Source organism: Azospirillum soli (assembly GCF_017876165.1).
GTDB lineage: Bacteria > Pseudomonadota > Alphaproteobacteria > Azospirillales > Azospirillaceae > Azospirillum > Azospirillum soli.
Genome location: NZ_JAGINQ010000008.1, coordinates 71,733 through 96,465 on the forward strand (window position 1 = coordinate 71,733; position 24,733 = coordinate 96,465).

Genomic DNA, 24,733 nt, shown 5'->3' on the forward strand with positions numbered 1-24,733 from the left:
TCCTTGCTTACTTGGCCGTGCGGAGCGTCAGGTTGCGCTGGCTGCCGCCGCGCAGGACGGTCACCTGCATCGGCGTGCCGACGCGCACCAGCCCGACGCGGTTGCGGAAGTCGGTGGCGCTGCGCACCGGGCGTCCTTCCACCGCCACCACCACGTCGCCGCTGCGCAGGCCGGCGCTGTCGGCGGGGGAGCCCGGCTCGACCTTGGCGATCACCGCGCCGGCGTCGCCGGTCAGGTTCATGCTGTCGGCCAGATCGGGGGTCAGGTCCTGGATCGCCACGCCCAGCCGGCCGCGCCGCACCTCGCCATACTCGACCAGCTGCTCCATGACCGAACGCACGATGCTGACCGGAACGGCGAAGCCGATGCCGACCGAACCGCCGGCCGGGCCGATGATGGCGGTGTTGATGCCGACCAGCTCCCCGTTGAAGTTCACCAGCGCGCCGCCGGAATTGCCGGGGTTGATCGACGCGTCGGTCTGGATGAAGTCCTCGTACCCCTCGACCTTCAGCCCGCTGCGGCCGAGCGCCGAGACGATGCCGGAGGTCACCGTCTGCCCCAGACCGAACGGGTTGCCGATGGCGACCACGAAATCGCCGACCTGCAACCGGTCCGAATCGCCCCATGGCAGCGCCACGAGATTGTCCGCCTGGATTTTCAAAAGCGCGATGTCGGTCGCCGCGTCGCGCCCGACCAGCGTGGCGCGCAGGCGGCGGCGGTCCTTCAGCGTGACCGCGATCTCCTGCGCGTTCTCCACGACGTGGGCGTTGGTGACGACGTAGCCGCGCCGCGCGTCCACGATCACGCCGGACCCGGCGCTGACCTGCGGGCGGGCCTGCTGTTCGGGGATGTTGAAGAAGCGGCGGAAGAACGGGTCACGCAGCAGCGGGTTTTCCGCCTGCGGCGCGCGCGACAGAACGGCGATGTTCACCACGGCGGGGGTCACCTGCTGCAGCATCGGCGCGATGGTGCCCGCCCCGCTGATCCCGGCCGGAAGCGCCGCCGGCGCCGGACCCGCCATAAGGCCCGCGCCCAAAAGCCCAGTGCCCAAAAGTCCAGCCACGCAAGCCGCCGCGAACCGCACCGTCTTCCTCATCGCGCAACCCCTCCAACCCGTTTTGGCCCCGAGCCATTGGCCTTATGCCGGCGGGGGAGATTTGGGAGAAAACCGCAATCGGTTCAAGCCTATTGCGGGAGCTGGTACCCTTCGGCTCGTGCTTCTGTTTACTCTATACGCGAACACGGCAGAGGACCGAAGAACGGATGCCCCCCAGAATAACCGTGAAATCCGCGTCCAGGACCGAAAGCAGGGGATTGCCGGCTGACGCGGCCTTGATGATGGCGAATCCGATGGTCTTGCCGATCACCGGCCTGCGCCTGCTGGCCGACGCCAGCCACACCATGGCGATCTGCTGGCCGGTGGCGTGGATGGCCGCCAGCTCGCCCTTCTTCTGGGCGCCGCCGCTGTGGGTGCTGGCGATGATGGCGTCGTCCTCGGCGGATCCGCATGGCGGTGTCGCCGGCAGCACGGCGACCGTCGAGGAATCACGCCGGTAGCGGCACGGGAAGCCCCGTTTCGGATTCCATGGCGGCGGCGGCCACCACCTCCTGCAGGTCGGCGGGCACGATGGGTTTGTGCAGAAGGATGCAGCCGCTCCGCGCCGCGTCGCGCAGGCGTTCGGGGTCGGTGTCGCCGGTGACGATGATCCCCGACAACCGCCTGCTAACCCCCTGGCCGCCAACCCGCTGGGCGACCAGCGCCACCAGTTCCGCCCCGTTGTGGGGGCCCGGCAGGCGGTAGTCGCTGACCACCACGTCCAGCCGCTCGTCGAGCTTCTCGACCGCCGCCAGCGCGCTCGGGCCGTCGGCGGCCGAGGTGACGCGGTGCCCGGCGTCCTCCAGAATGCGGCGGAGCGCCGCGCGCTGGTCGGCGTGGTCCTCCACCAGCAGGATGCGCAGGGACCGGCCATAGCCCAGCCGTTGCGGGATCGGCCGGCAGGGGGCGGAGCGGGCGCCGTCGCTGGCGGTCAGCGGCACCGTTACCGCGAACAGCGACCCCCGCCCCGGCCTTGACCGCACCGTCAGCGGATGGCCCAGCAGATGGGCGGTCCGCTGCACCACCGACAGGCCGAGGCCCAGCCCATGGCGGTGGTCGCGCGCCGAGTTGTCGAGCTGGACGAAATCCTCGAACACGGCGGCCAGCTTGTCGGCCGGAATGCCGATGCCGGTGTCCCACACCTCGATGCGCAGTTGCCCGCGCCGGCGGCGGCAGGCCAGCAGGATGCCGCCCGCGTTGGTGTAGCGCACCGCGTTGGCCAGCAGGTTGCCGACGATGCGGCCCAGCAGAAGCGGGTCGCTGCGCACCGTCTCGTGGCAGGGGCGGAAGCGGATCTCCAGCCCCTTCTCCAGGGCAAGGCCGCGCACTTCCCCCAGCTTGGCGTCGAGGATGTCGCACAGCGGCACGTCGGTCACCCGTGGGCGGATGGTCCCGGCCTCCAGCGTGGACACGTCGAGCAGCGCGTTCAGCAACGCCTCGCCCGATTCCATGGCGCGGCCCAGGCGGGCGAGGTTGTCGCGGGCGCGCTCGTCGGTGAGGCCTTCGTTCAGCAGATAATGGTATAGCCGCATGGCCTGGAAGGGCTGGCGCAGGTCGTGGCTCGCCGCCGCCAGGAAGCGGGCCTTGGCGCCGTTGGCCAGCTCGGCCTCGCGCCGGCCGCGCGCCTCCTCGATCAGCAGATGCTCGCGCTCGGCGGTCGCGGCGTGCAGCCGTTCTCCGGCCAGGGCCAGCACGGTGGCGAGGTCGTTCAACTCGCTGACCACGCCCGGCTTCGGTGCCGGCACCGGGCGCCCGTCCTCCAGCGCGGCGGCGGCCTCGCTCAGCCGCCGGATCGGCGCGGCGATGCGCCGGCCGTAGCGGATGGCGCCGAAGGCGGCGAGCGCGATCAGCGCCGCGCCGAGGCCGGTCATCGCCCACAGGCTGCGTCGCACGGAGGCTTGCAGCTTGTCGTTCGGCACGCCCAGTCCGACTGTCCATCCGGCCCCGTTCAGGTGGCGGAATCCCATGGTGAGGTCGCTGCCGATCAGGCTGAAGCCACTGACCACGCCATCGACGGCGTCGGCGGCGCCGTCGCGGTACCAGTCCGGCACGGTGCGGCCGACATAGCGTTCGGGTTCCGGAGCGCGGGCCAGAATGCGCCCGTCCTCATCCACGATGACCGCCACCAGATCGCCGGAGAAATTCTGGTCCCGCAGCATGCCGTTCCACCGGTCGGCGCGGACGGTGACCCCGATCACCGTTTCCACGAGCCCATGGCGGCGCAACGGCACCGCCACCGCGACCAGTGGCGGCCGTGCGTTGTCGGCGGGCAGCAGGGCGGAAACGGCCGGGCGCCCGGTGACGATGGCCTTGCGGATGGTGGCGGCGTAGGGCGCCGATTCCGGTCCCGGAGCGCCGAAGGCCGTGTCCATGACGATCTGGCCGTAGGCGCTGGCGAGGAACACCGAATACCAGTTCGGATGCCCTTCCTGGAGCATGGCCGCCGTGGTGTGAAAGCCGACGGGATTGTTGCTGGGGAAACCGCCGCCGATGGCCACCGCCTCCAGCGTGCCGGTGATGGCCGTGATGTCCTGATCGACCGTGAAGGCCAGAGCCCGCGCCATCTCGCGCAGGTCGTTCTCCGCCTCGCGGCGCTGGCTGCCGGCGTTCCAGACGATCAGCAGAAGCGACAGCACCAGCATCGGGGCCAGCACGGCCACCGTCAGAACGGCCAAGTGCCAGCGCAGGGGCATGGCCCGCGCGGCCAGGGCACGGTCGGCCGTCAGGCCGGGCAGGGGCGGGATCCTCTCCATACGGCTAGATGTATTCTGCTTGCGGAGACGCCGTTATAGCTTTTTGTGGGTAACTGCGTCCCAAAAGCGCACCGGCTTTACCGGAGCCCCGCCCGGGAGTAGTGTCCTTTATCACTTTCGGCCGGGTCTTGCCGGCAGGGTTTGGACATGAGCGACGTTCCCATGCTCGAATTGACCGAGCAGGACTACCTTCAGATGGAGGAGGCGCTGTCGCAGACGGCGCGCGGTCGCGCCTTCCTGCGCATGCGCGACCGCCGGTCCCGCGTCGTCGCCGTGGACGAATTCCAGCGGCTGGTCGGCTCGCTCGAACAGCAGGTCAACCGCCTGCGCGGGGTGGAGCCTGGCGCCATGGCACGCGTGTCGGGCGAGGGGCTGCCGCTGCTCCAGCAGGAATTGACGGCGATCACCCAGGTCGTGCGCGAGACGCGCAGCGACATCGCGGCGCTGAAGCCCGCCGACACCGGCGCCAACCGCATCGAGGCGGCGACCGGCGAGCTGGACGAGATCGTCGCCGCGACCGAGCGCGCCACCACCGACATCCTGAACGCCACCGAGAAGATTCAGGAAATCACCCAGTCCATCCCGCGCGACAACGAGGACGTGGCGGAGATGGCCGACGCCATCGAGGCGTGGTGCATCGAAATCCTGACCGCCTGCTCCTTCCAGGACATCACCGGCCAGCGCACCACCAAGGTCGTCAACACGCTGCGCTACATCGAGCAGCGCGTGAACACGATGATCGAGATCTGGGGCGTGGACCGTGCCGCCGCCGTTCCCGTGCCGGACGACACCACCTCCCACCGCAAGCTGGGCGACACGCGGCCCGACGCGCATCTGCTGAACGGACCGCAGCTGGGCGGCCCGAGCGTCAGCCAGAACGACATCGACGCGCTGTTCGACGGGCTGGCGAGCCAGCTGCCGCAGGTGATGGAACGCGCCGAACCGGCGGAGGCGCAACCCGCCCCGCCCCCCCAACCAAACCCGACCCCCAAACCGCCCCCGAAACCCGCGCCGAAACCGGCCGCTCCGCCGCCTCCTCCGCCGTCCTCCGGCGGGGGTGAGGCGATTTCCCAGTCCGACATCGACGCGCTGTTCGCCTGAGGCCCCATGGCGAACGACGGTTCCATAAAATCCAGGATACGGCTGACGCAGGATCAGCTGGACCGGGTGTGCGAACGGCACGTCCGCTTCATGGAGGGGCGGCCGAACGGCGCGCGCGCCAACCTGCCCTTCTTCGACTTGGCGGGGCTGGACCTGTCCGGCCGCAACCTGACCGGCGCGCATCTGTCGGGCGCGATCCTGCGTGACGCCAAGCTGCGGGGCACCACCCTCGACCACGCCGACCTCTACGGCGCCGATCTGCGCGGGGCCGACCTGACGGAGGCGCGGCTGTACCGCACCGACATGCGCGGCGCCAACGTGCGCGGCGCCATGCTGGATGGCGCCGTGATGGTGGAGGTGGACCTGCGCGACGGCAGCGTCGCCAACCGCAACAGCGCGGGCGAGCTGAAGGTGGTGGGCTTCGAACCGGGGCCGGCGGACATGGGCTCGGCCAAGCTGACCAACGCCGACATGGCGCGGGCCAAGCTGTCGGGCAGCTTCGCGCGGGCGGCGGACTTCACCAACTCCCGCCTGCAAGGCGCGCGGTTGCAGCGCACGGACCTGCGCGACTGCAACTTCTCCGGCGCTGACCTTCAGGGGGCCGACCTGAACGGCGCCGATCTGCGCGGGGCCATCCTCGACGGCGCCATGGTGTCGGATCTGGATCTGGCCATGTCGATCCGCACGGACGAGGAGGCGGAAGCCGCGGCCACCGCGCCGCCGGTCATCGACGATGGGGAGCCGGAGGACGCCCCCGCCCTGCCGGCCGTGCCGACGAACGAGATCGAGGCGCGGCTGAAGCAGCATCTGCTGTGGCTGGGCACCAGCGGGAAGCAGGGACAGCAGCTCGACCTGTCCGGGCTGAATTTGGATGGGGTCGATCTGTCGGGCAAGATCCTGACGCTGGCCAAGGGCTCCGGCGTGCGCCTGCGTCACGCACGGCTGAACGGCGCGCAGCTCCAGGCGGCGCAGTTCGACGGGGCCGACCTGCGTTCCGCCGACCTGCGCGGGGCCGACCTGCGCGGGGCCAAGCTCGACCGCGCCATCCTGATCGACGGCTGTCTGGACGGGGCGAACCTCGGCACGCTGCTGATCAGCGCAGGGGCGAAGATCATGCGCGCCTCGCTGGTGCGCGCGCGGCTGGCCGGTGCTTCGCTGGCCGCGACCAACATGAAGGGGTGCGACCTGACGCTGGCCGACCTGACCGGCTGCGACCGCAACGGAGCCGACCTCGACGGGGCGATCCTGGAAGGCACAAGGCTGGGCGGGGCCGTGTGAGCGGAGTCGCCGCTTCCGGGATGGGGTGCCGTTGCCGCAGGTTGACTAAGTCATCGGACTAAGTCTGGTCGTGGATTGGCAGTGTCCCAAAAATGCTATCGCGGTCGTGCATGCTTTTCGAAAATCGCCGAAACCTGCACAACGATACACAACGGGCTTCACGCCCCCTGGGTCTCCGGCACCACACGTTCACCCGTGTCCGACACATCCTCGTCCAGCGACACCCGCCAGACCTCGGTGGTGCCGGTCCGGCCGCGCAGGGGCTTGCCGCCGACGCAGTCCAGCGGCGCGGCGCCGTCGCCCTGGAAGGCTGTGGCGGCGCTCGACAGCACGATGACCTCGGCGTCGCCCTGAAGGCTGGAGGCCAGCTCCTCGATGCGGGCGGCGACGTTCACCGTGTCGCCGACGATGGTGTAGTTGATGCGGCTTTCCGAGCCGATGTTGCCGACCACCACCGGACCGGAATGCAGGCCGATGCGCACGCGGATCGGCGGCAGCCCCTCAGCCTCGCGGCGGCGGTTGTCGGCGTGGACCGTGCGGGCAATGGCGTGAGCGGCGCGCAGCGCGCGGGCGGCGTGGTCCGGCTGCTCCTCGGGCGCGCCCCAGAAGGCCATGATGGCGTCACCGATGAACTTGTCCACGGTGCCGCCCTCCGCCTCGATGCAGGCGGCGAGTTGCGTGAAATGCTCGTTCAGCAGGGCGGCGGTGTCGGCGGCCCCCAGATGCTCGGCCATCTGCGAGAAGCCGCGGATGTCGGTGAACATCACCGTCACCTCCCGCTCCTCGGAGCTGAAGCTGGCCTCGGCGCCGCGCCGGTGCATCAGGCGCAGCACCAGGGCCTTGGGCACGTAGGTCTCGAACCAGCGCAGGCCGGCGACCATGGCGTTGAAGGCGGTCGCCGCGTGGGCCAGCTCGCGCAGTCGGGAGTCCGGCAGCTCCGGAATGCCCCGGAACTCGAAGGAGCGGACGCGGTCGGCGGCCTCAGCCAGACGCGCCACCTGGGCGCTGATGCTGCGGCCGACGAGCAGGGCGACCGCGACCGAGATCAGCAGGATGCCAAAGCCGGCGAGCGCCGTGGTGTAGAGGCGGCGGATCTCGGTCCCGGCCTCGTCCTCGCGGAAGCCGATGCCGATGATCCAGTCCTGCCGGCCGTAGCCGGCCATGGAGCGCATGAGGAACAGATAGTCCTCGTCCAGCACGCTGACGCTCTTGCCCTCCACGCGCTTCTTTAGCGCCTGCATCGGCTTGCCGGAGGTCCACAGCGCGGCCAGCGCCGGGTCGGCCACCTGATCGATGCGGGGCAGGGGCGGGCCGTCGGGCTTGTTGGAGAAATCGAACTTCATGCCGGCCAGCGACGGGTGCGCCAGCACGTGCTGCTTGTCGAACAGGACGAAGGCGTTCAGCCCCTGCTCGACATACAGGGTGGACAGGAAGCGCGACAGGTCGCCCAGCGACACGCCGACCACCACCTGACCCAGGTAGTGGCCGTTGCGCCGCACCGGCTGGAACAGGGTGACGAAGCTGGTGCCCGCCTCTTTCGACCACAGCGGGTCGGCCCAGACGGCGGTGTTGCGGTCGGCGCCGTTCAGCAGCTCCGGCGCCACCTCCTTCTCGCCGCGCAGATCCTCGGGGCCGACGTGCAGCGCGCTGCCTTGGCGGTCGGCGCGCAGCCCCGTGCGGTCGGGGCGGAAGAAGGCGATCCCGGTCACGTCCGGGGCGGCGGCCAGCGCGCCGCGCAGGGTGTCCTGAAGGCTTTTCGAATCGCTGGGGTCCAGCTCTCCGCGCTCGACCAGCCCGGCGATGAAGCGGGCCATGTCGCGGGCGGGGTTCAGCTGGTTGCGCACCCGGACCTCGACCCCGGCCAGCGCCAGGTCGGCCCGGTCGTTCAGCAGGGTGAAGGTGTTCCGGCTGGCGCTGACCAGCCCCAGCACCAGCACGCTCGCCACCGCCAGCAGCATCAGCGTGCCGAAGCCGGCCACCAGCACCGCCGCGATCGGCAGGCGCAGGCGCGCGCGCCGGGTGGCGAGCAGCTTGGCTTTCTTCAGTGATCGCGCGGACGGGGTAGCAGCCATGCCGGGGAGGGTACAGACGCACGCGGGCATGGGCAATCGGCCAACGCGCCGCGTCCCTCAACGATCACTCTGGTTAACGAATGCTTTACAGGGTTGTCAGCCGGTGATGATCTTCACCTTTTGGCCGGGCTGGATGGGCGCGCCGGGCGGCAGGTCGTTGATAATTCGGAACAGTTCCTCGGCGTAGGGCTCCTGCGGCATCTGCCGGACGAAGCTCTCTGCCGTGTCGCCGGGCCTTGCCGTCACCACCCGCACCCGCCGGGGCTGAAGCTGCGCGGCCTCCTGCCGGCTCAGCCGGTGGAAGCTGGCGGCGGTCTGCTGAAAGGCCGGGTCGAGCCGGCCGAGCGTCCCGCTCGGCGCCACGAAGGTGAATCGGTACATGGTGTCGTTGTCGGCGCGGATCGCCACCAGCCGCACGTCCACCGCCCCGCTTTCGGTCTCGCCGCGCGTCACGGCGGTGGCGGCCGGCAGGCCGTTGGCGGAGAAGGACTGCACGCCTTGCAGCCGGGCGCCCTGGGCCCAACCGCGCGTCAGGTAATCGACCGGGTCGGGAAGGCCGCTCGCCGGCCCGCCGTCGAAGACGATGGCGCCGCCGTTCTGACCCTTGGCGATGACCTGTTGCGCCCCGTTCAGCAGGCTGAATCCCTGCGGCACTTGGAAGGCGATGCCCAGGCCGGGGTGCGCGAAGGTCCGGCCGCGCACAAACCCGTTCTCCGGGCTGTCGCCCCACACCGCGCCGTCGATGGCGGCCATATAGGGCTCCACCGGACGGGCACCGCCCTGCGGACGCTTGCGGGCGATTTCGGCGGCTTCCTCGACGCGGTTCTCGGTGCGCGGGTGGGTGGCGAAGAAGTCGAAGCCGCTCTCCCCGGCGCCCTTGCCGGCGCGCAGGCTCTCGTACTGGCTTTCACGCCGCATGGTCTCCAGGAAGGTCGCCATGGCGAAGGGGTCGTAGCCGGCGCCCTCCAGATACTCGATGCCCAGCCGGTCGGCCTCCGACTCCTGCCCGCGCGAGTATTTGGCAAGCACCGCGCTGCCCCCGACGTTGGCCAGTTCGGCCAGCTCCGGGCTGCCCAGAAAGATGCCGACGCCGGCCGCCAGCAGGCCGGCGATGGTCTGCCCGGTCTGCCGTTCGCGCGAGTGGTTGGCGATGACGTGGCCGATCTCGTGGCCCATCACGCTTGCCACCTCGGCCTCGTCCTTGGCCAGGGCGATCAGGCCGCGCGTGATGTAGACATAGCCGCCGGGCAGGGCGAAGGCGTTGACCACCTCGCTGTCCAGAACGGTGAAGGTCCAGGGTCCCTGCCGGGGCGTCTGCGCCGCCAGTTTCTGCCCGATGCGGTTGATGTAGTTTTGCAGCTTCGGGTCGCGGTACTCGCCGCCGAACTGCGCGAGGATCTTGGGGTGCTCCTGGGCGCCCAGCGCCTCGTCGTTGCCGCCCAGCAGCTGGGCGCTCGCCGTCGTGCAGGCGGAGGTGAACAGGAGGACCGCCATCAGCGCGGCGGCGATCCGGCGCAGTCTGTTGCATTGATGCGTCATGGCCGTCATACCCGAGGGGAGCGTGCAAAACTCAAACTCGGCGGCGGGCGGGTGGTTCCCTTGCATAGGACCCAAAGCATAGTGCTCATCCTCCTGGCGGGCCTTCTCCTGGCCGCCGCGCCGCTGGACCGGTTGCGCGTCACCGCCGTGATCGACGGCGACACGCTGGAGCTTGAGGACGGCCGCCGCGTCCGGCTGGCCGGGATCGAGGCCGCCAAGCCACCGGCCAACACCGAAGGCGACCGGCGCTGGCCGCTCGCCGAGGCCGCGACCGCCGCCCTGAAGGAACTGGCCCTCGGCCACACCCTGACCGTCAAGGGAGAGGCCGCGACCGACCGCCACGGGCGCCTCGTCGCCCAGCTGGTGCGGGAGGACGGCCTGTGGCTTCAGGGCGAGTTGCTGGCGCGCGGCCATGCCCGCGTGCACACCCAGCCGGACGCCCGCGCCCTGGCTCGGGAGATGCTGGCCGCCGAGTCCGCCGCTCGCAAGGCGGAGCGCGGCGTCTGGCGCAGCCGCGTCTACGCCGTCCGCCCGGCCGATCCCGAAACCCTGCGCCGCGACCGCGACAGCTTCCAGGTCGTGGAAGGGCGCGTGCTGCGGGTCACCAAATGGTCCAGCGACGCCTATCTGGACTTCGGCGACGACTGGCGGACCGACGTGACCGTCCATATCGGCCGCGCCGCCCTGCGCGACTTCGCCAAGGCGCGCATCGACCCGCTGTCCTACGAGGGGCGCGTGGTCCGCGTGCGCGGCTGGGTCGGCCTGCGCAGCGGCCCGATGATCGAAGCCACCCATCCGGAGCAGATCGAGCGCTTGGACGATGCTCCGCTCAAGCCCCGTTCCCTTCCCCCAAGAGAAGAAGAGCCCGACGAGGAGACGGAATGACGCGTCATAGGCCGTGCGGCGCTGTGGCGAAATGTGGCGGTGCGCCCTACAATCCCTAGGCCGGCACCACAGGACCCACCCATGCCCCGCAGCGAGCTTTTTCCGCCCATCGATCCCTTCCAGACCGGTTTCCTTCCCGTCGACGAAATCCACACGCTCTATTGGGAGCAGTCGGGCAACCCGCGTGGGGTGCCGGTCCTCTTCCTGCACGGCGGTCCGGGGGCGGGGGCGTCGCCGACGCACCGACGCTTCTTCGATCCGAGCTATTACCGGATCGTGGTCGTGGACCAGCGCGGGGCCGGCCGCTCGACTCCGCTGGGCGAGGTGCGGCGCAACACCACCGACCTTCTGGTGCAGGACGCCGAACGGCTGCGCATGCATCTGGGCATCGAGCGCTGGCTGCTGTTCGGCGGCTCCTGGGGTTCCACCCTGGCGCTGACCTACGCCCAGACGCACCCGGAGCGCTGCCTGGGCCTGATCCTTCGTGGCATCTTCCTGATGCGCAAGGCGGAGATCGACTGGTTCCTCTATTCGATGCGGACCATCTTCCCCGAAGCCTGGACCGCCTTCGTCAGCCACATCCCGGAGGCCGAGCGCGGCGACCTGCTGGAAGCCTACTGGAAGCGCCTCGACGCGCCCGACGCCTTCACCCGCATGGCCGCCGCGCGGGCCTGGAGCATGTACGAGGGCGCCTGCTCCTCCCTTCTGCCCTCGCCGGAGCTGGTCGCGGCGAGTGCCGAGGACAACCACGCCATCGGCCTCGCCCGGATCGAGGCGCACTACTTCCGCGCCAACCGCTTCACGCCCGAGGACAGGCTGCTGCGCGACGTGCACCGCATCCGCCACCTGCCGGGCATGATCATCCAGGGCCGCTACGACATCGTGTGCCCGATCGCCACCGCCGACGAGTTGCGCCGGGCCTGGCCGGAGGCCGACTACCGCGTTGTCCCCGACGCCGGCCATTCGGCCATGGAGCCCGGCATCCGCGCCGCGCTGGTCCAGGCGACGGAGCGGTTCAAGGAGTATCGGTAAGCCAGATATCCGGGAATCGCGCAGGTTGCGCCGCCGCACCCCCTTGCGTTGGGGCGTGGCGGCGCGTATAACCCTGCCCTCCAACGGGCGGCGAGGCCGGGCCGAAAGCCCAGGGCATGCCCAACCGCCAAGTTCGGAACATCCAACGCAAGGATTGAAAATGCCCAAGCTGAAGACGAAGAGCGGCGCCAAGAAGCGCTTTAAGGTGACCGCGTCCGGCAAGGTCCGCGCCCAGGCGGCCTTCAAGCGCCACTGCCTTGAGAACAAGAGCTCGAAGATGAAGCGCAACGCGCGCGGCATGATGACCCTGGCCGAGCCGGACCAGCGCATCGTGCTGAAGAACTGGCTGCGCAACGCCTAATCGATAAGGATCTGACTCATGGCTCGTGTTAAGCGGGGCGTCACGACGCACGCCCGTCACCGCAAGATTCTCAAGCTGGCCAAGGGCTACCGCGGCCGCAACTCCACGAACTTCCGCATTGCGATCGAGAAGGTCGAAAAGGCGCTTCGCTACGCCTACCGCGACCGTCGCAACAAGAAGCGCGATTTCCGCGGCCTGTGGATCCAGCGCATCAACGCCGGTGTCCGTCAGTACGGCCTGACCTACTCGCGCTTCATCAACGGCATCAAGCTCGCCGGCATCGAGATCGACCGCAAGGTCCTCTCCGATCTGGCCGCGCGCGAGCCGGAAGCCTTTAAGGTGCTGGTCGACAAGGCCCAGGCCGCTCTCGGCTCCAAGGCCGCCGCTTAAGGCATCCGCGTTTCGCGGAGCCTGGTACGGCGCCAGACCAGAATGAAGGGAGCCGGGCCGCTGGGTCCGGCTCCCTTTTTCTTTATGCCCAGCGTTTCATACGGTTAGCGGGACACGACATGCTCGATGCGCTGAAAGACGAACTGCTGTCGCAGGTCAACGCCGCAAGCGACCTCGCGGCGCTCGAAGAGGTGCGGGTGACCGCGCTCGGCAAGAAGGGGCGCATCACCGGCTTTATGAAGGAGCTGGGCGGGCTGTCCCCCGATGAACGCCGCGAACGCGGCCAGCAGCTGAACGCGCTGAAGGACGAGATCGCCACCGCCATCGACGCGCGCAAGGCCGACCTCGCCCGCGCCCATCTGGAAGCGCGCCTCGCGGCGGAGCGCATCGACGTCACCCTGCCGACCCGTCCGGAGACGGAAGGGCGCATCCACCCGATCAGCCAGACCATCGACGAGATGGTCGCCATCTTCGCGGAGATGGGCTTCAGCGTCGCGGAAGGCCCGGACGTCGAGGACGACTTCCACAACTTCACCGCCCTGAACTTCCCGCCGGGCCATCCCGCCCGCGACATGCACGACACCTTCTATCTCCCCGACGCGGGCGATAAGAAGATGCTGCTGCGCACGCACACCAGCCCCGTGCAGGTGCGCACCATGCTGAACAAGAAGCCGCCGATCCGCATCATCGCGCCGGGCCGCACCTACCGGTCCGACTACGACATGACCCACACCCCCATGTTCCACCAGATCGAGGGGCTGGTCATCGACGAGGCGACGAACATGGGGCACCTGAAGGGCTGCCTGATCGAGTTCTGCCGCGCCTTCTTCGACGTGGACGACCTGCCGCTGCGCTTCCGGCCCAGCTTCTTCCCCTTCACCGAACCGTCGGCCGAGGTGGACATCGGCTGCTCGCGCAAGGGCGGCGAGCTGAAGCTCGGCAACTACGGCGACTGGCTGGAGATCCTGGGCTGCGGCATGGTGCACCCGAACGTGCTGGAAGCCTGCGGCATCGACAGCACCAAATACCAGGGCTTCGCCTTCGGCATGGGGATCGAGCGCGTGGCGATGCTGAAGTACGGCATCCCCGACCTGCGCACCTTCTTCGAAGCCGATCTGCGCTGGCTGAAGCATTACGGCTTCGTCCCCCTCGACGTTCCCAGCATGGCCCAGGGCCTGACGCGCTAAAGGAGCCGGACCCATGAAGTTCACGCTGTCCTGGCTGAAGGACCACCTGGAAACCGACGCCACGCTCGACCAGATCGTGGAGAAGCTGACCGCCCTTGGCCTTGAGGTCGAGAGCGTCGAGGACCGCTCCAAGGAGCTGGCGCCCTTCCGCGTCGCCCACGTCGTCTCCGCCGAGAAGCACCCGGACGCCGACAAGCTGCGCGTGCTGGTGGTCGATACCGGCACCGAGAAGCTTCAGGTCGTCTGCGGCGCGCCGAACGCGCGCGTCGGCCTGAAGGGCGTCTTCGCGCCGGAGGGGACCTACGTTCCCGGCTCCGACATCACGCTGAAGAAGGGCGTCATCCGCGGCGTCGAGTCCAACGGCATGATGTGCTCGGAACGCGAGCTGAAGCTGTCCGAGGAGCACAACGGCATCATCGAACTGCCGGACGACGCGCCGGTGGGCGTGCCCTTCGCGGAGTATGCCGGTCTCGGCGACCCGGTGATCGACATCAGCTTGACGCCCGACCGCGCCGACTGCGCCGGCGTGCGCGGCATCGCCCGCGACCTCGCGGCGGCGGGGCTGGGCCGGCTGAAGCCGCTGATGGACGGCCCGCTGAATGCGGAGCCGGTCAAGGGTTCGTTCCCCAGCCCGCTCGGCGTGTCCATCGAGCGTCCGGACGCCTGCCCGATGTTCGTCGGCCGCACCATTCGCGGCGTGAAGAACGGGCCGTCGCCGAAGTGGCTGCGCGACAAGCTGACGGCCATCGGCCTGCGCCCGATCTCGGCCCTGGTGGACATCACCAACTATCTGACCTTTGACAGCGCCCGCCCGCTGCACGTCTTCGACGCCGACAAGGTGAAGGGCGGCATCCTCGTGCGCATGGGCCGTCCCGGCGAAACGCTCAAGGCCTTGAACGGCAAGGAATACGAGCTGGACGGCGAGATGACCGTGGTCGCCGACCACGAGCGCGCCGAATCGCTGGCCGGCATCGTCGGCGGCGAGGACACGGGCTGCACCGACGCAACGGTCAACGTCTTCGTCGAGGCCGCCTTGTTCGATCCGGTGCGCACCGCGCAGACCGGCCGCCGCCTGGGTGCCGAGTCCGACGCGCGCTACCGCTTCGAGCGTGGCGTGGATCCGGCCGCCGTCGTCCAGGGCATGGAGCGCGCCACGCGCCTGATCCTGGAGATCTGCGGCGGCGAGGCGTCGGAACTGGTCGTCGCCGGGCAGGAGCCGGAGTGGCACCGCACGCTTCCCCTGCGTCCGGGCCGCGTGGCGAGCCTGGGCGGCGTCGATCTGCCGCGCGACGAACAGGTCCGCATCCTGATGGATCTCGGCTGCACCATCGAGCGCGAGGACGTGGACGGCACGCTGCGCATCGTCCCGCCGTCCTGGCGCGCCGACATCCACGGCGAGGCCGACCTCGTCGAGGAGGTGCTGCGCGTCCACGGCTTCGACGCCATCCCGGCGACGCCGCTGCCGCGCGACTCCGTGCTGACCCGCCCGGCCCTGTCCACCAAGCAGCGCCGCGTCGGCCTCGCCAAGCGCACGCTGGCCGTCCGTGGCCTGTCGGAGGCGGTGACCTGGTCCTTCATGTCCGCTCCGGTGGCGGAGCTGTTCGGCGGCGTGGACGCGGGGCTGAAGCTGCTTAACCCGATCAGCGCCGACCTCGACGTCATGCGCCCGTCGATCCTGGGCAACCTGATCCAGGCCGCCGGCCGCAACGCCGACCGTGGCCTCGCCGACATCGGCCTGTTCGAGGTCGGCCCGGCCTTCCGCAAGCCGACGCCGGACGGGCAGGACATTGTTGCGGCGGGTATCCGCGCCGGCAACGCCGTGCCGCGCCACTGGGCGGTGAAGGCGCGCGGCGTGGACGCTTTTGATGCCAAGGCCGACGCGCTGGCGGTGCTGGAGGCGGCCGGCGCGCCGACCGCGAACCTTCAGGTCACCACCGACGCGCCGAACTGGTACCATCCCGGCCGTTCGGGCGTTCTGCGCCTCGGCCCCACGGTGATGGCCCGCTTTGGCGAGATCCACCCGCTGGTGCTCGACACGCTGGGCGTGAAGGGGCCGGTTGTCGGGTTCGAGGTGTTCCTCGACGCCATCCCGCTGCCCAAGAAGAAGGGCGGCACGGCCAAGCCGCTGGTTCAACTCTCGCCCTTCCAGCCGGTGGAGCGCGACTTCGCCTTCGCCGTGGGCAAGGACGTGGAGGCCGACAAGATCGTCCGTGCCGCCAAGGGCGCCGACAAGGCGCTGGTCAAGGACGTGGCGGTCTTCGACGTCTACCAGGGACCGGGCGTGGAAGAGGGCAAGAAGTCCGTGGCGGTTTCCGTCACGCTTCAGCCGACCGACCGCACCCTGACCGAGGAGGACATCGAGGCCATTGGCCAGAAGATCGTCGCCGCGGTCGCCAAGGCCACGGGCGGCAGTCTGCGCGCCTGATCCGGCGTCGCACCGCGGTCACAGTCTGAGACGAAAGGGGGCTCCCACCGAAAGGTGGGAAGCCCCTTTTGCTTTGTTGGCGCTCCAAGTCCCGCGTGGGAGAATCCTTACCGCCCCTAAGGATTGTTCCGGCACCGGGGCGTATGGTGGTGGAGTGGACGCGCCACGCCTCTACATTGTACAGTAGCTCATATGCGTTTTTGCAGAGTTGAGCCCCCCGGCTCAATCAGATAGAGCGAATAAACGACACAAGATCGTATTCCGCCGCATCCGGCAAAAAATTAAATTGCAGGCTCACGAAATTTCAAAAGTCAAAATGTTTCCCTTTTGAAATAGGTGCAGATCAGGTCATGCCCCGCTGCGGTAATTTTCGAATTTTAGACGATTCTTGTTTGTGCGTGAATGAAAACGAAGTTGTGGATCGCTGGTGGAAACTATCATGTCGCGTGTATTGATTGAGACGGACGGAGCCCAACCCGCTTTCCTGGGGGTGATACCGGCCCTGACGGTCGTCTCCGACGCCGGCGTTCCGGGCGGCGGAAGCGGTTCGGCCGGCAGTCAGGGGGACGGGCAGGGCGCGCCGAATGGCGGCAGCAGCCGGCTAATCGTGGTGGTGGACGACGACCGTTCCATTGTGGAAGGGCTGGCTCTGCTGCTCGAAGGCTGGGGGTACGAGGTGCTGACCGCGCTCTCGCTGGACGAGCTGGCGCGGAACCTGCCGACGGCGACGGGGCGTCCGGGCCTCGTTCTGGCCGACCACTTCCTGCCGGCCGGCGGCACCGGCGCCCAGGCCGTCGAGATGGTCCGCAAGCATGTTGGTGCTTCGGTCCCCGCCCTGATCCTGACCGGCGACACCACCCCGGAACGCCAGGCCGAAGCCGCCGCGCTGGGCTGCCGCCTGCTGCACAAGCCGGTGCAGATCGGTCCGCTGAAGGACACGGTGGACAGCCTGATGGCCGGTGGAGCCTGACGCCCAAAGCGAACTTCCGTTCGCTTTAGACTCATATGGCTTCATTCGCCAGCCGGGCTTCGGACGCACGAGCGTCCGGGACCGCGGTCACGGTCCAAAGCGGATCAGAATCCGCTTTATTTGCCCGAGAATTGCTGGAACAGGATCAGGTGGCGCTTGTCGCCATCGGCCCCGTTGGGGTCGGCGCCGAGGTAGATGGTGCCCATGCCGGCCAGCGAGACGCTGGAATTCTTCACCACCAGCGGCTTCTGCACACCCAGCCGCACATAGGTGCCGTTGCGGCTGCGGTCGAACAGCAGGAATTCCCCCTGCCGGTTGCGGATGACGGCGTGCTGGCGCGACGCGGTCTTGGCGCCCACGGTCATGTCGCAGGACGAGGCACGGCCCAGCACGAACTCCGCCGTCTTCTGGTCGCACACATACTCCCGGCCTTCGTAATACAGCACCAGATGCGGCCCCTTGACGGTCCGGGGCTCGGCCAGGACCTGGAGTTGCATGCAGATCGTCTGCACGTCCACGGGATCGACCGTCTGCGGTTCCGGCGACGGAGCGCTTGACGCAGGGGTCGGCTGGGCCGGTTCCGGGTTGAGGGCCAGATGTTCCAGCCGCCGCATGAACAGGTCGGCGATGTCGGCGCGGATGCCGCCGGCGTACAGGCGCTTGCGGAAGCCCTCGCGGATCGTGTCGGCGCTCCAGGCCCGCTCGTTGCCGGCGAAGAAGTCGCGCAGGCTGGTCACGCGGGTCAGCACGCCGGCCAGCCGCGCGGTCAGCATGGTCGCCCGCTTGCGGCCGAACTCCGCCGCCAGCAGGTCCAGCAGATAGCCGATGCGCGTCCCCGGATCGGGCAGCAGGTCGAGAACGCGGCCGACCGCCTCCTCCACCGGCAAATCCTCGCCCTCCACGCCGAAGGCGGTCTGGGCGCGGCGGGTGACGGCGACGCACATCGGCCCGCCGCCCTGAAAGCCGCCGACCTCGACCAGCAGGGGCAGCAGTTCGGTGAAGGCGCGGCCGTCCGCCACGCGGCCCTGTCGAGTCAGCGGCGTTGTGCCGTCCAGCGCGCGGGCGATGCGGGTCAGCAGCACCTCGCGGGTCAGCGGCAGGCTCCAGCGATTGATCGTCGCGTTGAGCCGGTCGAGCGCCGGGGTGTGGCAGTGCCGGTCGTCCAGCGTGCCGCGCGCCAGATGAGCCAGCGAGACCATGGCCCGCGCCAGATCGGGGGCGTAACCCAGCACGGCGCGGATCGGCTGCGGCCCGTCCAGGGTCTCGGCGATGGCCTCGTCCAGGAACGCGATGGTGGCCGGGTCGGGCGCGGCGCCGAACAGCTCGCACAGGGCGCCCAGCTTGTCGGGCCAGTCGCGGGCGACCTCCAGCCAGTCGGCCAGGGCGAAGGTGGCGGCGCGCTGCGCCTCGCCCGCCGGCAGGGTGGCGCGGGCGTGGTCCAGCAGGTGGGCGAGCCCGTGCTTGCGCAGGTGCTGCGGCCAGGAGGCCAGGGCTTCGGTGTGCTTGGCGCGCTCCAGCAGCTCCCGGAACAGGCGGCGCAGCTCGTCGCCGCGCGCGTCGGGGGTGGTACGGCTGGCGCGGGCCTGGACGGTGGCGATGCGGCTGACCGCCTGATTGAACAGCAGGTCTTCCCGCTCGATCTGGCGCAGCAGCAACGGGCGGTGCAGGACCTCCAGCGGGATCAGCCCTTGCTCGTCGCACCAGGGGCGCATGACGCGGACCAGAGCCCGCCGGGCCGGGTAGCGGTAGAGGGCGAAGACATCCTCGCAGAGCGGGGCCTCGTCCAGGCTGCCGACGGTCACCACCTTGCCGCCGCCCTGGTAGGCCTTCTCGAACAGCACGGTGGAGGCACCGCGAGCGTCCACCTTGATCACCCGGACGGCGGTGAACTTGGCGAGGCTCAGCAGATAGTCGGCGCGGGCGCGGGCGTCGGCCTCGCTCTCATAGGTGCCGTCGATCTGGGCCTTGCCCTGGACCTCGACCGTGACTTCGTAGCTGTAGGAGCGGCGCATCAGGGGTTAGGGGCCGACCACGGCGAGAAAGGCCTCAACCACCGCCGGGTCGAAGCGGGTTCCGGACAGGCGGCGGATTTCGGCGGCGGCGGTCTCGATGCCGAGCGCCTTGCGGTAGGGGCGGTCGCGGGTCATGGCGTCGAAGCTGTCGGCCACCGCGACGATGCGGGCGCTGAGCGGGATGGCGTCGCCCCGAAGGCGGTCGGGATAGCCGGTGCCGTCCCAGTTCTCGTGATGGCTGCGGGCGATCTCCGCGCCGAGATGAAGGTAGGTGCGGCTTTCGGCGTAGCGGCTGGCGCGGTGCAGCAGGTCCCCGCCCTTGACGGTGTGGGCCTGCATGGCCGCCCGTTCCTCCGGGGTCAGGGGGCCGGCCTTGCCGAGGATGGCGGGATCGACGGTGGCGTTGCCGACGTCGTGCAGGATGGCTGCCAGCCCGACCATCTCCAAGAAGGGTTCGTCGATGGTCTCGCGGAAGCGGTTCTCGTCATGAAGGCGGCGGGCGGTCCGTTCGGCCAGGGAGGCGATCCGCAGGGACGGCTCGGCCGCTTCGGGCTCGGCGTACGGCTCGGCCCGCAATTCGGCCAGATCGGCCATGGCGATCAGCGTGCTTTCCTGGGCGCGGCGCAGCTGCTCGTGGAGGTGCAGGTTGTCGAAGCCGACCGAGATCTTGCGGCAGAATACCTCGATCAGGTTGCGGTCCAGCTCCGACAAGGGGCGGTCGGAACGCAGATAAACCACGTTCTCCCGGTCGTTCGGCGTGCGGATGTAGAGCGTGCAGTGGTCGGAATCGTACTGGTTCGACCGCGTCTCCAGGCAGCGCTGGACGGCGGCCAGAACCTGCGGATCCACATGCTCGGATGCCGGCTCGTTGATCAGCGCCTCGTAGCGGCCGGAGCCGGCCAGCACGTAGAGCCCGTCCTTGGCGCCGCCCATCACGGGGCCGCGCTGCACGCACAGGATGGCGTCCGGCCCGACGCCGAGAATGCCGGACAGCTGGGTCAGCACGCCGGCCGCGAACAGCTTCATCGAACGGGCCTGGAACAGGGACGAGGATGCCTCGATGATCTTCTCCAGCCCGCGCCGGTTCATCTCGATCGCCATGATGTCCTCGTAGGACCGGAGTGCCGCGACCGTGGTGGTGAACAGCTGCTGGGCGGTGAGCTGCGTCTTCGCCTTGTAGTCGTTGATGTCGTAGTCGAGGATGACCGCGCGTTCCGGCGCCTGCCCCGGCTGGCCGGTGCGCAGGATGATGCGGACGTGGCGGTTCTTCAGCTCCTCGCGGATGTGGTGGACGAGTTTCAGGCCGGCGTCGTCGGTTTCCATCACCACGTCCAGCAGGATGATGGCGATGTCGTCCTCGCGGGCCAGGATCTCGCGTGCCTCCGCCGCCGAATAGGCGGAGATGAAGTGCGCCGGGCGGCCTTTGTAGGCGAAGTCGGCCAGGACGAGCTTGGTGATGGAGTGCACCTCCGGCTCGTCGTCCACGATCATCATCTTCCAGCGGTTCGCCGGCGCCGACGATGCGGACTCGCCGTCGTTCTCCTGGTCGTCGAGGAAGAGGAACTCGTCTTCGGCGTTGGTCACTTCGGCGTTGGTCATGGCGAAAGCCCGTTGCGAACCGGCGGGAAGCGGAAGGCAAGAGCTTAGCACGTCGCAGCTGCGTGATCGTCTTGGAAAAATTTTATGGGATCAGAAGGTGTCCAGTTCGATTACCCAGCAGTCGCGCCCGCGCTGGGCCAGCACGCCGCAGGCGTTGTCCACCTGGGTGCGGGAGAAGGGGCCGATCCCCATCTCGTATATCGTCCGGGTGCCCCGGAACACCGGCCAGACCATGGGCGGCAGGTCGCGGTAGGCGGCGCCGGCCCCGGCCGTGAACTCCTTCCAGGCGCGCAGGCCCTCGGCGTGGCTGACGTACTCGCCGAGCTTGGCGGCGTAGAGCGGCCCCGGCTCGATCGGCGGCATGCCGGGCAGCGGATAGGGCGCGACCACGCCGGCCAGCCCCTCCACCGTCGCCACCGCCTTGGAGCGGCCGGGCATCGCCAGCGTGGCGCGGCCGTTCGCGGTGTCGATGATGCCGACCACGTCGCCCTTGCGCAGCGTGAAGCTCTTTCGCTTCTTGTTGTCGAGGATTTCGGTAGCGGGAATGTTCTGGGTGACGACGACGTAGCCCTGGGCCGGCATCTGGGCGGCGATCTCCCACGAGGCGCGGGGCACCACGGCGGCGTTGCGGTGGGGGGCCGTCTGCTCACCGGACTTGGCGGGTTTCGGCGCGGTGTTCCTGGTCACCGGCCGCGCCACCATCAGCGCGGGGTCGAGCGAGTCGGCCGGGACGTAGCCGATGGGCTGGCCGCCGATGGCGACCTCCGTCCAGGCCGTGCCACGCGGCGTGCCCAGTGCGTTCAGCGCCTTGCCCCGCGTCAGCGTCATAATGATGCGGGAGCCCTCGCTGGGGCCGATGCGCACCTCCACGTCGCGGTTCAGCACCACCTCGCCGGTCAGCGGGGCCCCGATGGCGACGGGGCTTTGCGCGTAAACACCGGGCGAGAACCACAGCGTGGCCACGGCCAAGGCCAGCCGCAGAGCGGTCGCCTTCAGTGCCGATGCGCGGCCGCGCGTGCCGATGCCGGGAGTCCTGGCCATGGTGGTAACCCTTCGGAGAAGCCGCCCATTGTGACTCGGTGGGCGGCCTCGGAGCAACCCGGCGATGCGGGGCTGGTTGAGTTGGGAAGCTATGCGTCACGCGCATATCAAGGATTGTGCGTCGTCGTGCGGATTTCGCCGATTCTCAAAGATGCGGAATGGCGGAAAGCGGTGTTCTTCCGAATGACGCCATAAATTTGCGGACAAATGTTGGTGCGCGTCCGTTGTCGGCGGCTGCACAACGATTTGTGTGCTTATGATCTTCTGAGGTATGCGTTTGGCGCATGAATTAAGGAGTGTTTGGCCGGTGGAAGCCGGTGTTCCAGCGCATCAGCACGGTGCCGGTGTAAGGGGGAGACAGGTTCAGGCCTTTTCCCGATTCAGTGGTTCTCCCGAGGGAAGCTCACGCGACATAGCGACTTATTTCCCGGACGGTCCCGCGCCTGCGCGGGGATGCAATCGCCCAGCCGATGGGCTGCGAGGGGTTGACCAACCTGCTTAGTCAACCCGTCAGGCCGGCGGGAAACGCACCGTCACGGTGGTGCCGTGGCCCTGGGTGCTGGCCAGCGCGATGCTGCCGCCGTGCAGTTCGACCAGCGCGCGGGTGATGGTCAGGCCGAGGCCGGCGCCCTCGTGCTGGCGGTTCAGGTTCATGTCGGCCTGCTGGAACGGCTCGAACACGCGGGAGAGCGCATCGGACGGGATGCCGACGCCAGTGTCCTCGACGCGCAGCACCACCGCGCCGGTTTCGTCCGGGCCGACCGTCACCCGCGCCCGGCCGCCGGGCGGGGTGAACTTCACGGCGTTGGACAGCAGGTTCAGCAGAATCTTCATCACCGCGCGGCGGTCGGCGTACAGGCCGACCGGCAGGGGGCCGGTGTCGTCGATCAGCGCCACCTCGCCCTTGGCGGCGCGGTCGCGCAGCATTTGCAGGCAGGAACGGACCACCGTACCGAGGTCGATGGTCTCCCGCATCAGATGGTGCTCGCCCGCCTCGATGCGGGCCATGTCCAGCACGTCGTTGATGATGCCCAGCAGATGGGCGCCGCCCTCGTGGATGTCGGCGGCGAACTCCGCGTATTTCGGCTCGCCCAAGGGGCCGAGCAGCTGATCCTTCAGGATTTCCGAGAAGCCGATGATCGCGTTCAGCGGCGTGCGCAGCTCATGGCTCATGTTGCCGAGGAAGGCGCTCTTGGCCTCGGCCGCCGCTTCGGCCCTGGTCTTGGCTTCCATCAGCGCGCGTTCGGCGTCCCGGCGGTCGGTGATGTCGCGCAGGTAGGCGGTGAAGAACAGCTCGTCCCCGACGCGGGCCGGGGCAATGGACATTTCGGCCGGGAAGGTCGTGCCGTCGCGGCGCATGGCCGTGACCTCGACACGGCGGCCGACCATGCCGCCGCCGTCGCCGGCCAGGAAGCGGGCGAAACCGTTCTGGTGGCCGGCGCGCAGGTCGGGCGGGATCAGCAGATCCTCCATCCGCTGGCCCACCGCCTCGCCTCGCTGCCAGCCGAAGGTCGCCTCGGCGGCCGGATTGAACTCCACCAGCAGGCCCGACGCGTCTATGGTCACCACGCAGTCGAGTGCCGATTCCACGATGGCCTGCTTGCGCGCCTCGCTCTTGCGCAGTTCGGCGTCGAGCCGGGCGCGCTGGATGGCGCCGGCAAGCAGGGCGGCGGCGGTCTTCAGAACCTCCACCTCGCGCGGGCTCCAGTGGCGGCCGGCGTCGCCGTCGAAGGCGATGTGGCCCCACCAGACCTCGTCCACCAGGATCGGCACGGCGAGCCGGCCGGCCGGCCCGTGCACCGGGAAGCCGTCGCGCAGCAATCCGACCCCGTCCGCCTCGCCCAGCCGGGCCACCAGCCGCGACGGGTCGCCGGCGGCGGCGGGATCGGCCGACCATTCGGCGAGGCAGGCCTGCATCACGCCGTCATCACTGACGGTGTGCACCTGGAACAGGGCGGCGTGCGTCACCTCCAGCGCGCGGCCGAGGCGGCGAAGAAGCTCCTCCGTCCCGTCCTGCCAATCGCCATGGCCGATGATGCGGGTGGCCGCCTGGGTCACGGCGTCGAGCATGGCGGTGCGCCGGGCCAGCTCCGCCTCGCGCTGCTTCAGCGCGGTGATGTCGCTGTGGATGCCGACCACGCCGCCGTCCTCGGTGCGCGTTTCCGACACGCGGATCCAGCGCCCGTCGCTCAGTTGCACCTCGCTTGGGCCTTGCGGATTGCGGTGCGCGGCGGTGGTCAGGCGAACCCAGGACTCGCGCGCCTCCTCGTCCGCAAAGCCCGGATCGACCAGACCGCGACTCAGTGCACGGCGCAGCAGGTCGGGGTAGGGGACGCCGACCAGGGACAGGTCCGGCTCCAGCCCATAACGGTCGAGAAAGGCGGTGTTGTGCAGGTCGAGCCGGTCGTCGGCGTCGAACAGGGCGAAACCGTCGGGCAGCGACTGGATGGCGTCGCGCAGCCGGCCCTGGAGGCGGATCACCTCCGTCTCCGCCGTCAGGCGGCGGGTGACGTCGGTCCACAGGCAGATGAGGCTGCCGTCCTGGCCGACGCGCTCCTCCAGCTCCAGCCAACCGCCGGCCCGGCTTTGGAACAGCTGCGGCGCGGCCAGCGGCGCGTCCGCCGGGGCGGGGCGGGCGGCCAGCGCCTCGATCCTTGAGGCTTCCAGCGGGTCGAGCACGGCGGCGGCGTGGTGCGCGAGGATGTCGCGGTAGAGTGTGCCGGGGGCCAGCAGGGCGGCGTCGGCCGCGAACAATTCAGCGTAACGGGGCGTGGCGACTTGGAGACGTGCCCCGGCGTCGAACACGGCGATGCCCGTGCGGATGCCGGCGAGCGCCTGAAGCAACGCGTCTTGCGCGCGGTCCGGCGCGAGGACGCCGTCGCCGCTCCACGGGGACTGCCGTGTGGACTCGACCATGCTCCCCGTTTCTCCCGTCACCTTCGGGTGTGCCCTGCCGGAAGAAAGCCTTATACGATGGAATCCCTTTCGAAAC

At 69.3% G+C, this 24,733-nt stretch carries 18 protein-coding genes; 10 read left to right on the forward strand and 8 right to left on the reverse strand.

Annotation, left to right across the window (positions count from 1 at the left end; genetic code table 11):
- Window positions 1-7: 7 nt before the first annotated feature.
- Complete coding sequence (locus J2852_RS14510; protein WP_209876643.1) at window positions 8-1,096, reverse strand: Do family serine endopeptidase; 1,089 nt, start codon at window positions 1,094-1,096, stop codon at window positions 8-10.
- Window positions 1,097-1,350: 254 nt separating this feature from the next.
- On the opposite strand from J2852_RS14510, the gene J2852_RS14515 reads away from it, so the two are divergent.
- Window positions 1,351-1,557, forward strand: a complete 207-nt coding sequence (locus J2852_RS14515; protein ID WP_209876645.1) for a hypothetical protein — start codon at window positions 1,351-1,353, stop codon at window positions 1,555-1,557.
- Here J2852_RS14515 and J2852_RS14520 read toward each other — a convergent pair.
- Window positions 1,546-3,849, reverse strand: coding sequence for a hybrid sensor histidine kinase/response regulator (locus tag J2852_RS14520; RefSeq protein ID WP_209876647.1), 2,304 nt, complete (start codon window positions 3,847-3,849; stop codon window positions 1,546-1,548). The genes J2852_RS14515 and J2852_RS14520 overlap by 12 nt on opposite strands.
- 147 nt (window positions 3,850-3,996) lie before the next feature.
- Between J2852_RS14520 and J2852_RS14525 the strand changes: the two genes are divergently transcribed.
- Window positions 3,997-4,950: a protein phosphatase CheZ gene (locus tag J2852_RS14525; protein WP_209876649.1), complete on the forward strand. Its 954-nt coding sequence runs from the start codon at window positions 3,997-3,999 to the stop codon at window positions 4,948-4,950.
- A gap of 6 nt (window positions 4,951-4,956) precedes the next feature.
- The gene (locus J2852_RS14530) at window positions 4,957-6,228 is read left to right on the forward strand and encodes a pentapeptide repeat-containing protein (protein WP_209876651.1); all 1,272 of its coding nucleotides are present in this window, start codon (window positions 4,957-4,959) and stop codon (window positions 6,226-6,228) included.
- Between the two features lie 158 nt (window positions 6,229-6,386).
- On the opposite strand, the gene J2852_RS14535 is transcribed toward J2852_RS14530, so the two are convergent.
- Window positions 6,387-8,300 carry an adenylate/guanylate cyclase domain-containing protein gene (locus J2852_RS14535; protein ID WP_246499647.1) on the reverse strand — a complete coding sequence of 638 codons (1,914 nt, stop codon included), beginning with the start codon at window positions 8,298-8,300 and terminating at the stop codon, window positions 6,387-6,389.
- Window positions 8,301-8,396: 96 nt separating this feature from the next.
- Entirely contained in the window at window positions 8,397-9,839 is a 1,443-nt protein-coding gene (locus J2852_RS14540) for a M48 family metalloprotease (RefSeq protein ID WP_246499649.1), read from the reverse strand.
- Window positions 9,840-9,920: 81 nt separating this feature from the next.
- On the opposite strand from J2852_RS14540, the gene J2852_RS14545 reads away from it, so the two are divergent.
- The 7 genes from J2852_RS14545 (at window position 9,921) to J2852_RS14575 (ending at window position 17,089) form a co-directional block, all read left to right on the forward strand.
- Window positions 9,921-10,724 carry a thermonuclease family protein gene (locus tag J2852_RS14545; RefSeq protein ID WP_343206743.1) on the forward strand — a complete coding sequence of 268 codons (804 nt, stop codon included), beginning with the start codon at window positions 9,921-9,923 and terminating at the stop codon, window positions 10,722-10,724.
- A gap of 81 nt (window positions 10,725-10,805) precedes the next feature.
- Complete coding sequence (gene pip / locus J2852_RS14550; protein WP_209876659.1) at window positions 10,806-11,756, forward strand: prolyl aminopeptidase; 951 nt, start codon at window positions 10,806-10,808, stop codon at window positions 11,754-11,756.
- Between the two features lie 160 nt (window positions 11,757-11,916).
- Entirely contained in the window at window positions 11,917-12,117 is a 201-nt protein-coding gene (gene rpmI, locus J2852_RS14555) for a 50S ribosomal protein L35 (RefSeq protein WP_209876661.1), read from the forward strand.
- Window positions 12,118-12,135: 18 nt separating this feature from the next.
- On the forward strand, window positions 12,136-12,507 hold the full coding sequence (gene rplT, locus J2852_RS14560) for a 50S ribosomal protein L20 (protein ID WP_209876663.1): 372 nt from the start codon (window positions 12,136-12,138) through the stop codon (window positions 12,505-12,507).
- 119 nt (window positions 12,508-12,626) lie between these two features.
- Window positions 12,627-13,694 (forward strand): phenylalanine--tRNA ligase subunit alpha, encoded by a 1,068-nt coding sequence (gene pheS, locus J2852_RS14565; RefSeq protein ID WP_209876665.1) that lies wholly within the window; start codon window positions 12,627-12,629, stop codon window positions 13,692-13,694.
- Between the two features lie 13 nt (window positions 13,695-13,707).
- Complete coding sequence (gene pheT / locus J2852_RS14570) at window positions 13,708-16,119, forward strand: phenylalanine--tRNA ligase subunit beta (RefSeq protein ID WP_209876667.1); 2,412 nt, start codon at window positions 13,708-13,710, stop codon at window positions 16,117-16,119.
- Between the two features lie 439 nt (window positions 16,120-16,558).
- Window positions 16,559-17,089: a response regulator gene (locus J2852_RS14575; protein ID WP_209876669.1), complete on the forward strand. Its 531-nt coding sequence runs from the start codon at window positions 16,559-16,561 to the stop codon at window positions 17,087-17,089.
- A 116-nt stretch (window positions 17,090-17,205) separates the two neighbouring features.
- Here the strand turns inward: J2852_RS14575 and J2852_RS14580 are convergent, their stop codons facing one another.
- The 4 genes from J2852_RS14580 to J2852_RS14595 all read right to left on the reverse strand — a co-directional run bounded on the left by J2852_RS14580 (window position 17,206) and on the right by J2852_RS14595 (window position 24,657).
- The gene (locus tag J2852_RS14580) at window positions 17,206-19,101 is read right to left on the reverse strand and encodes an FHA domain-containing protein (protein ID WP_209876671.1); all 1,896 of its coding nucleotides are present in this window, start codon (window positions 19,099-19,101) and stop codon (window positions 17,206-17,208) included.
- A 6-nt stretch (window positions 19,102-19,107) separates the two neighbouring features.
- Entirely contained in the window at window positions 19,108-20,700 is a 1,593-nt protein-coding gene (locus J2852_RS14585) for a DUF3369 domain-containing protein (protein ID WP_209876673.1), read from the reverse strand.
- 90 nt (window positions 20,701-20,790) lie between these two features.
- Window positions 20,791-21,741 carry an SH3 domain-containing protein gene (locus tag J2852_RS14590; RefSeq protein WP_209876675.1) on the reverse strand — a complete coding sequence of 317 codons (951 nt, stop codon included), beginning with the start codon at window positions 21,739-21,741 and terminating at the stop codon, window positions 20,791-20,793.
- 510 nt (window positions 21,742-22,251) lie between these two features.
- Complete coding sequence (locus J2852_RS14595; RefSeq protein WP_209876677.1) at window positions 22,252-24,657, reverse strand: PAS-domain containing protein; 2,406 nt, start codon at window positions 24,655-24,657, stop codon at window positions 22,252-22,254.
- Window positions 24,658-24,733: the final 76 nt, after the last annotated feature.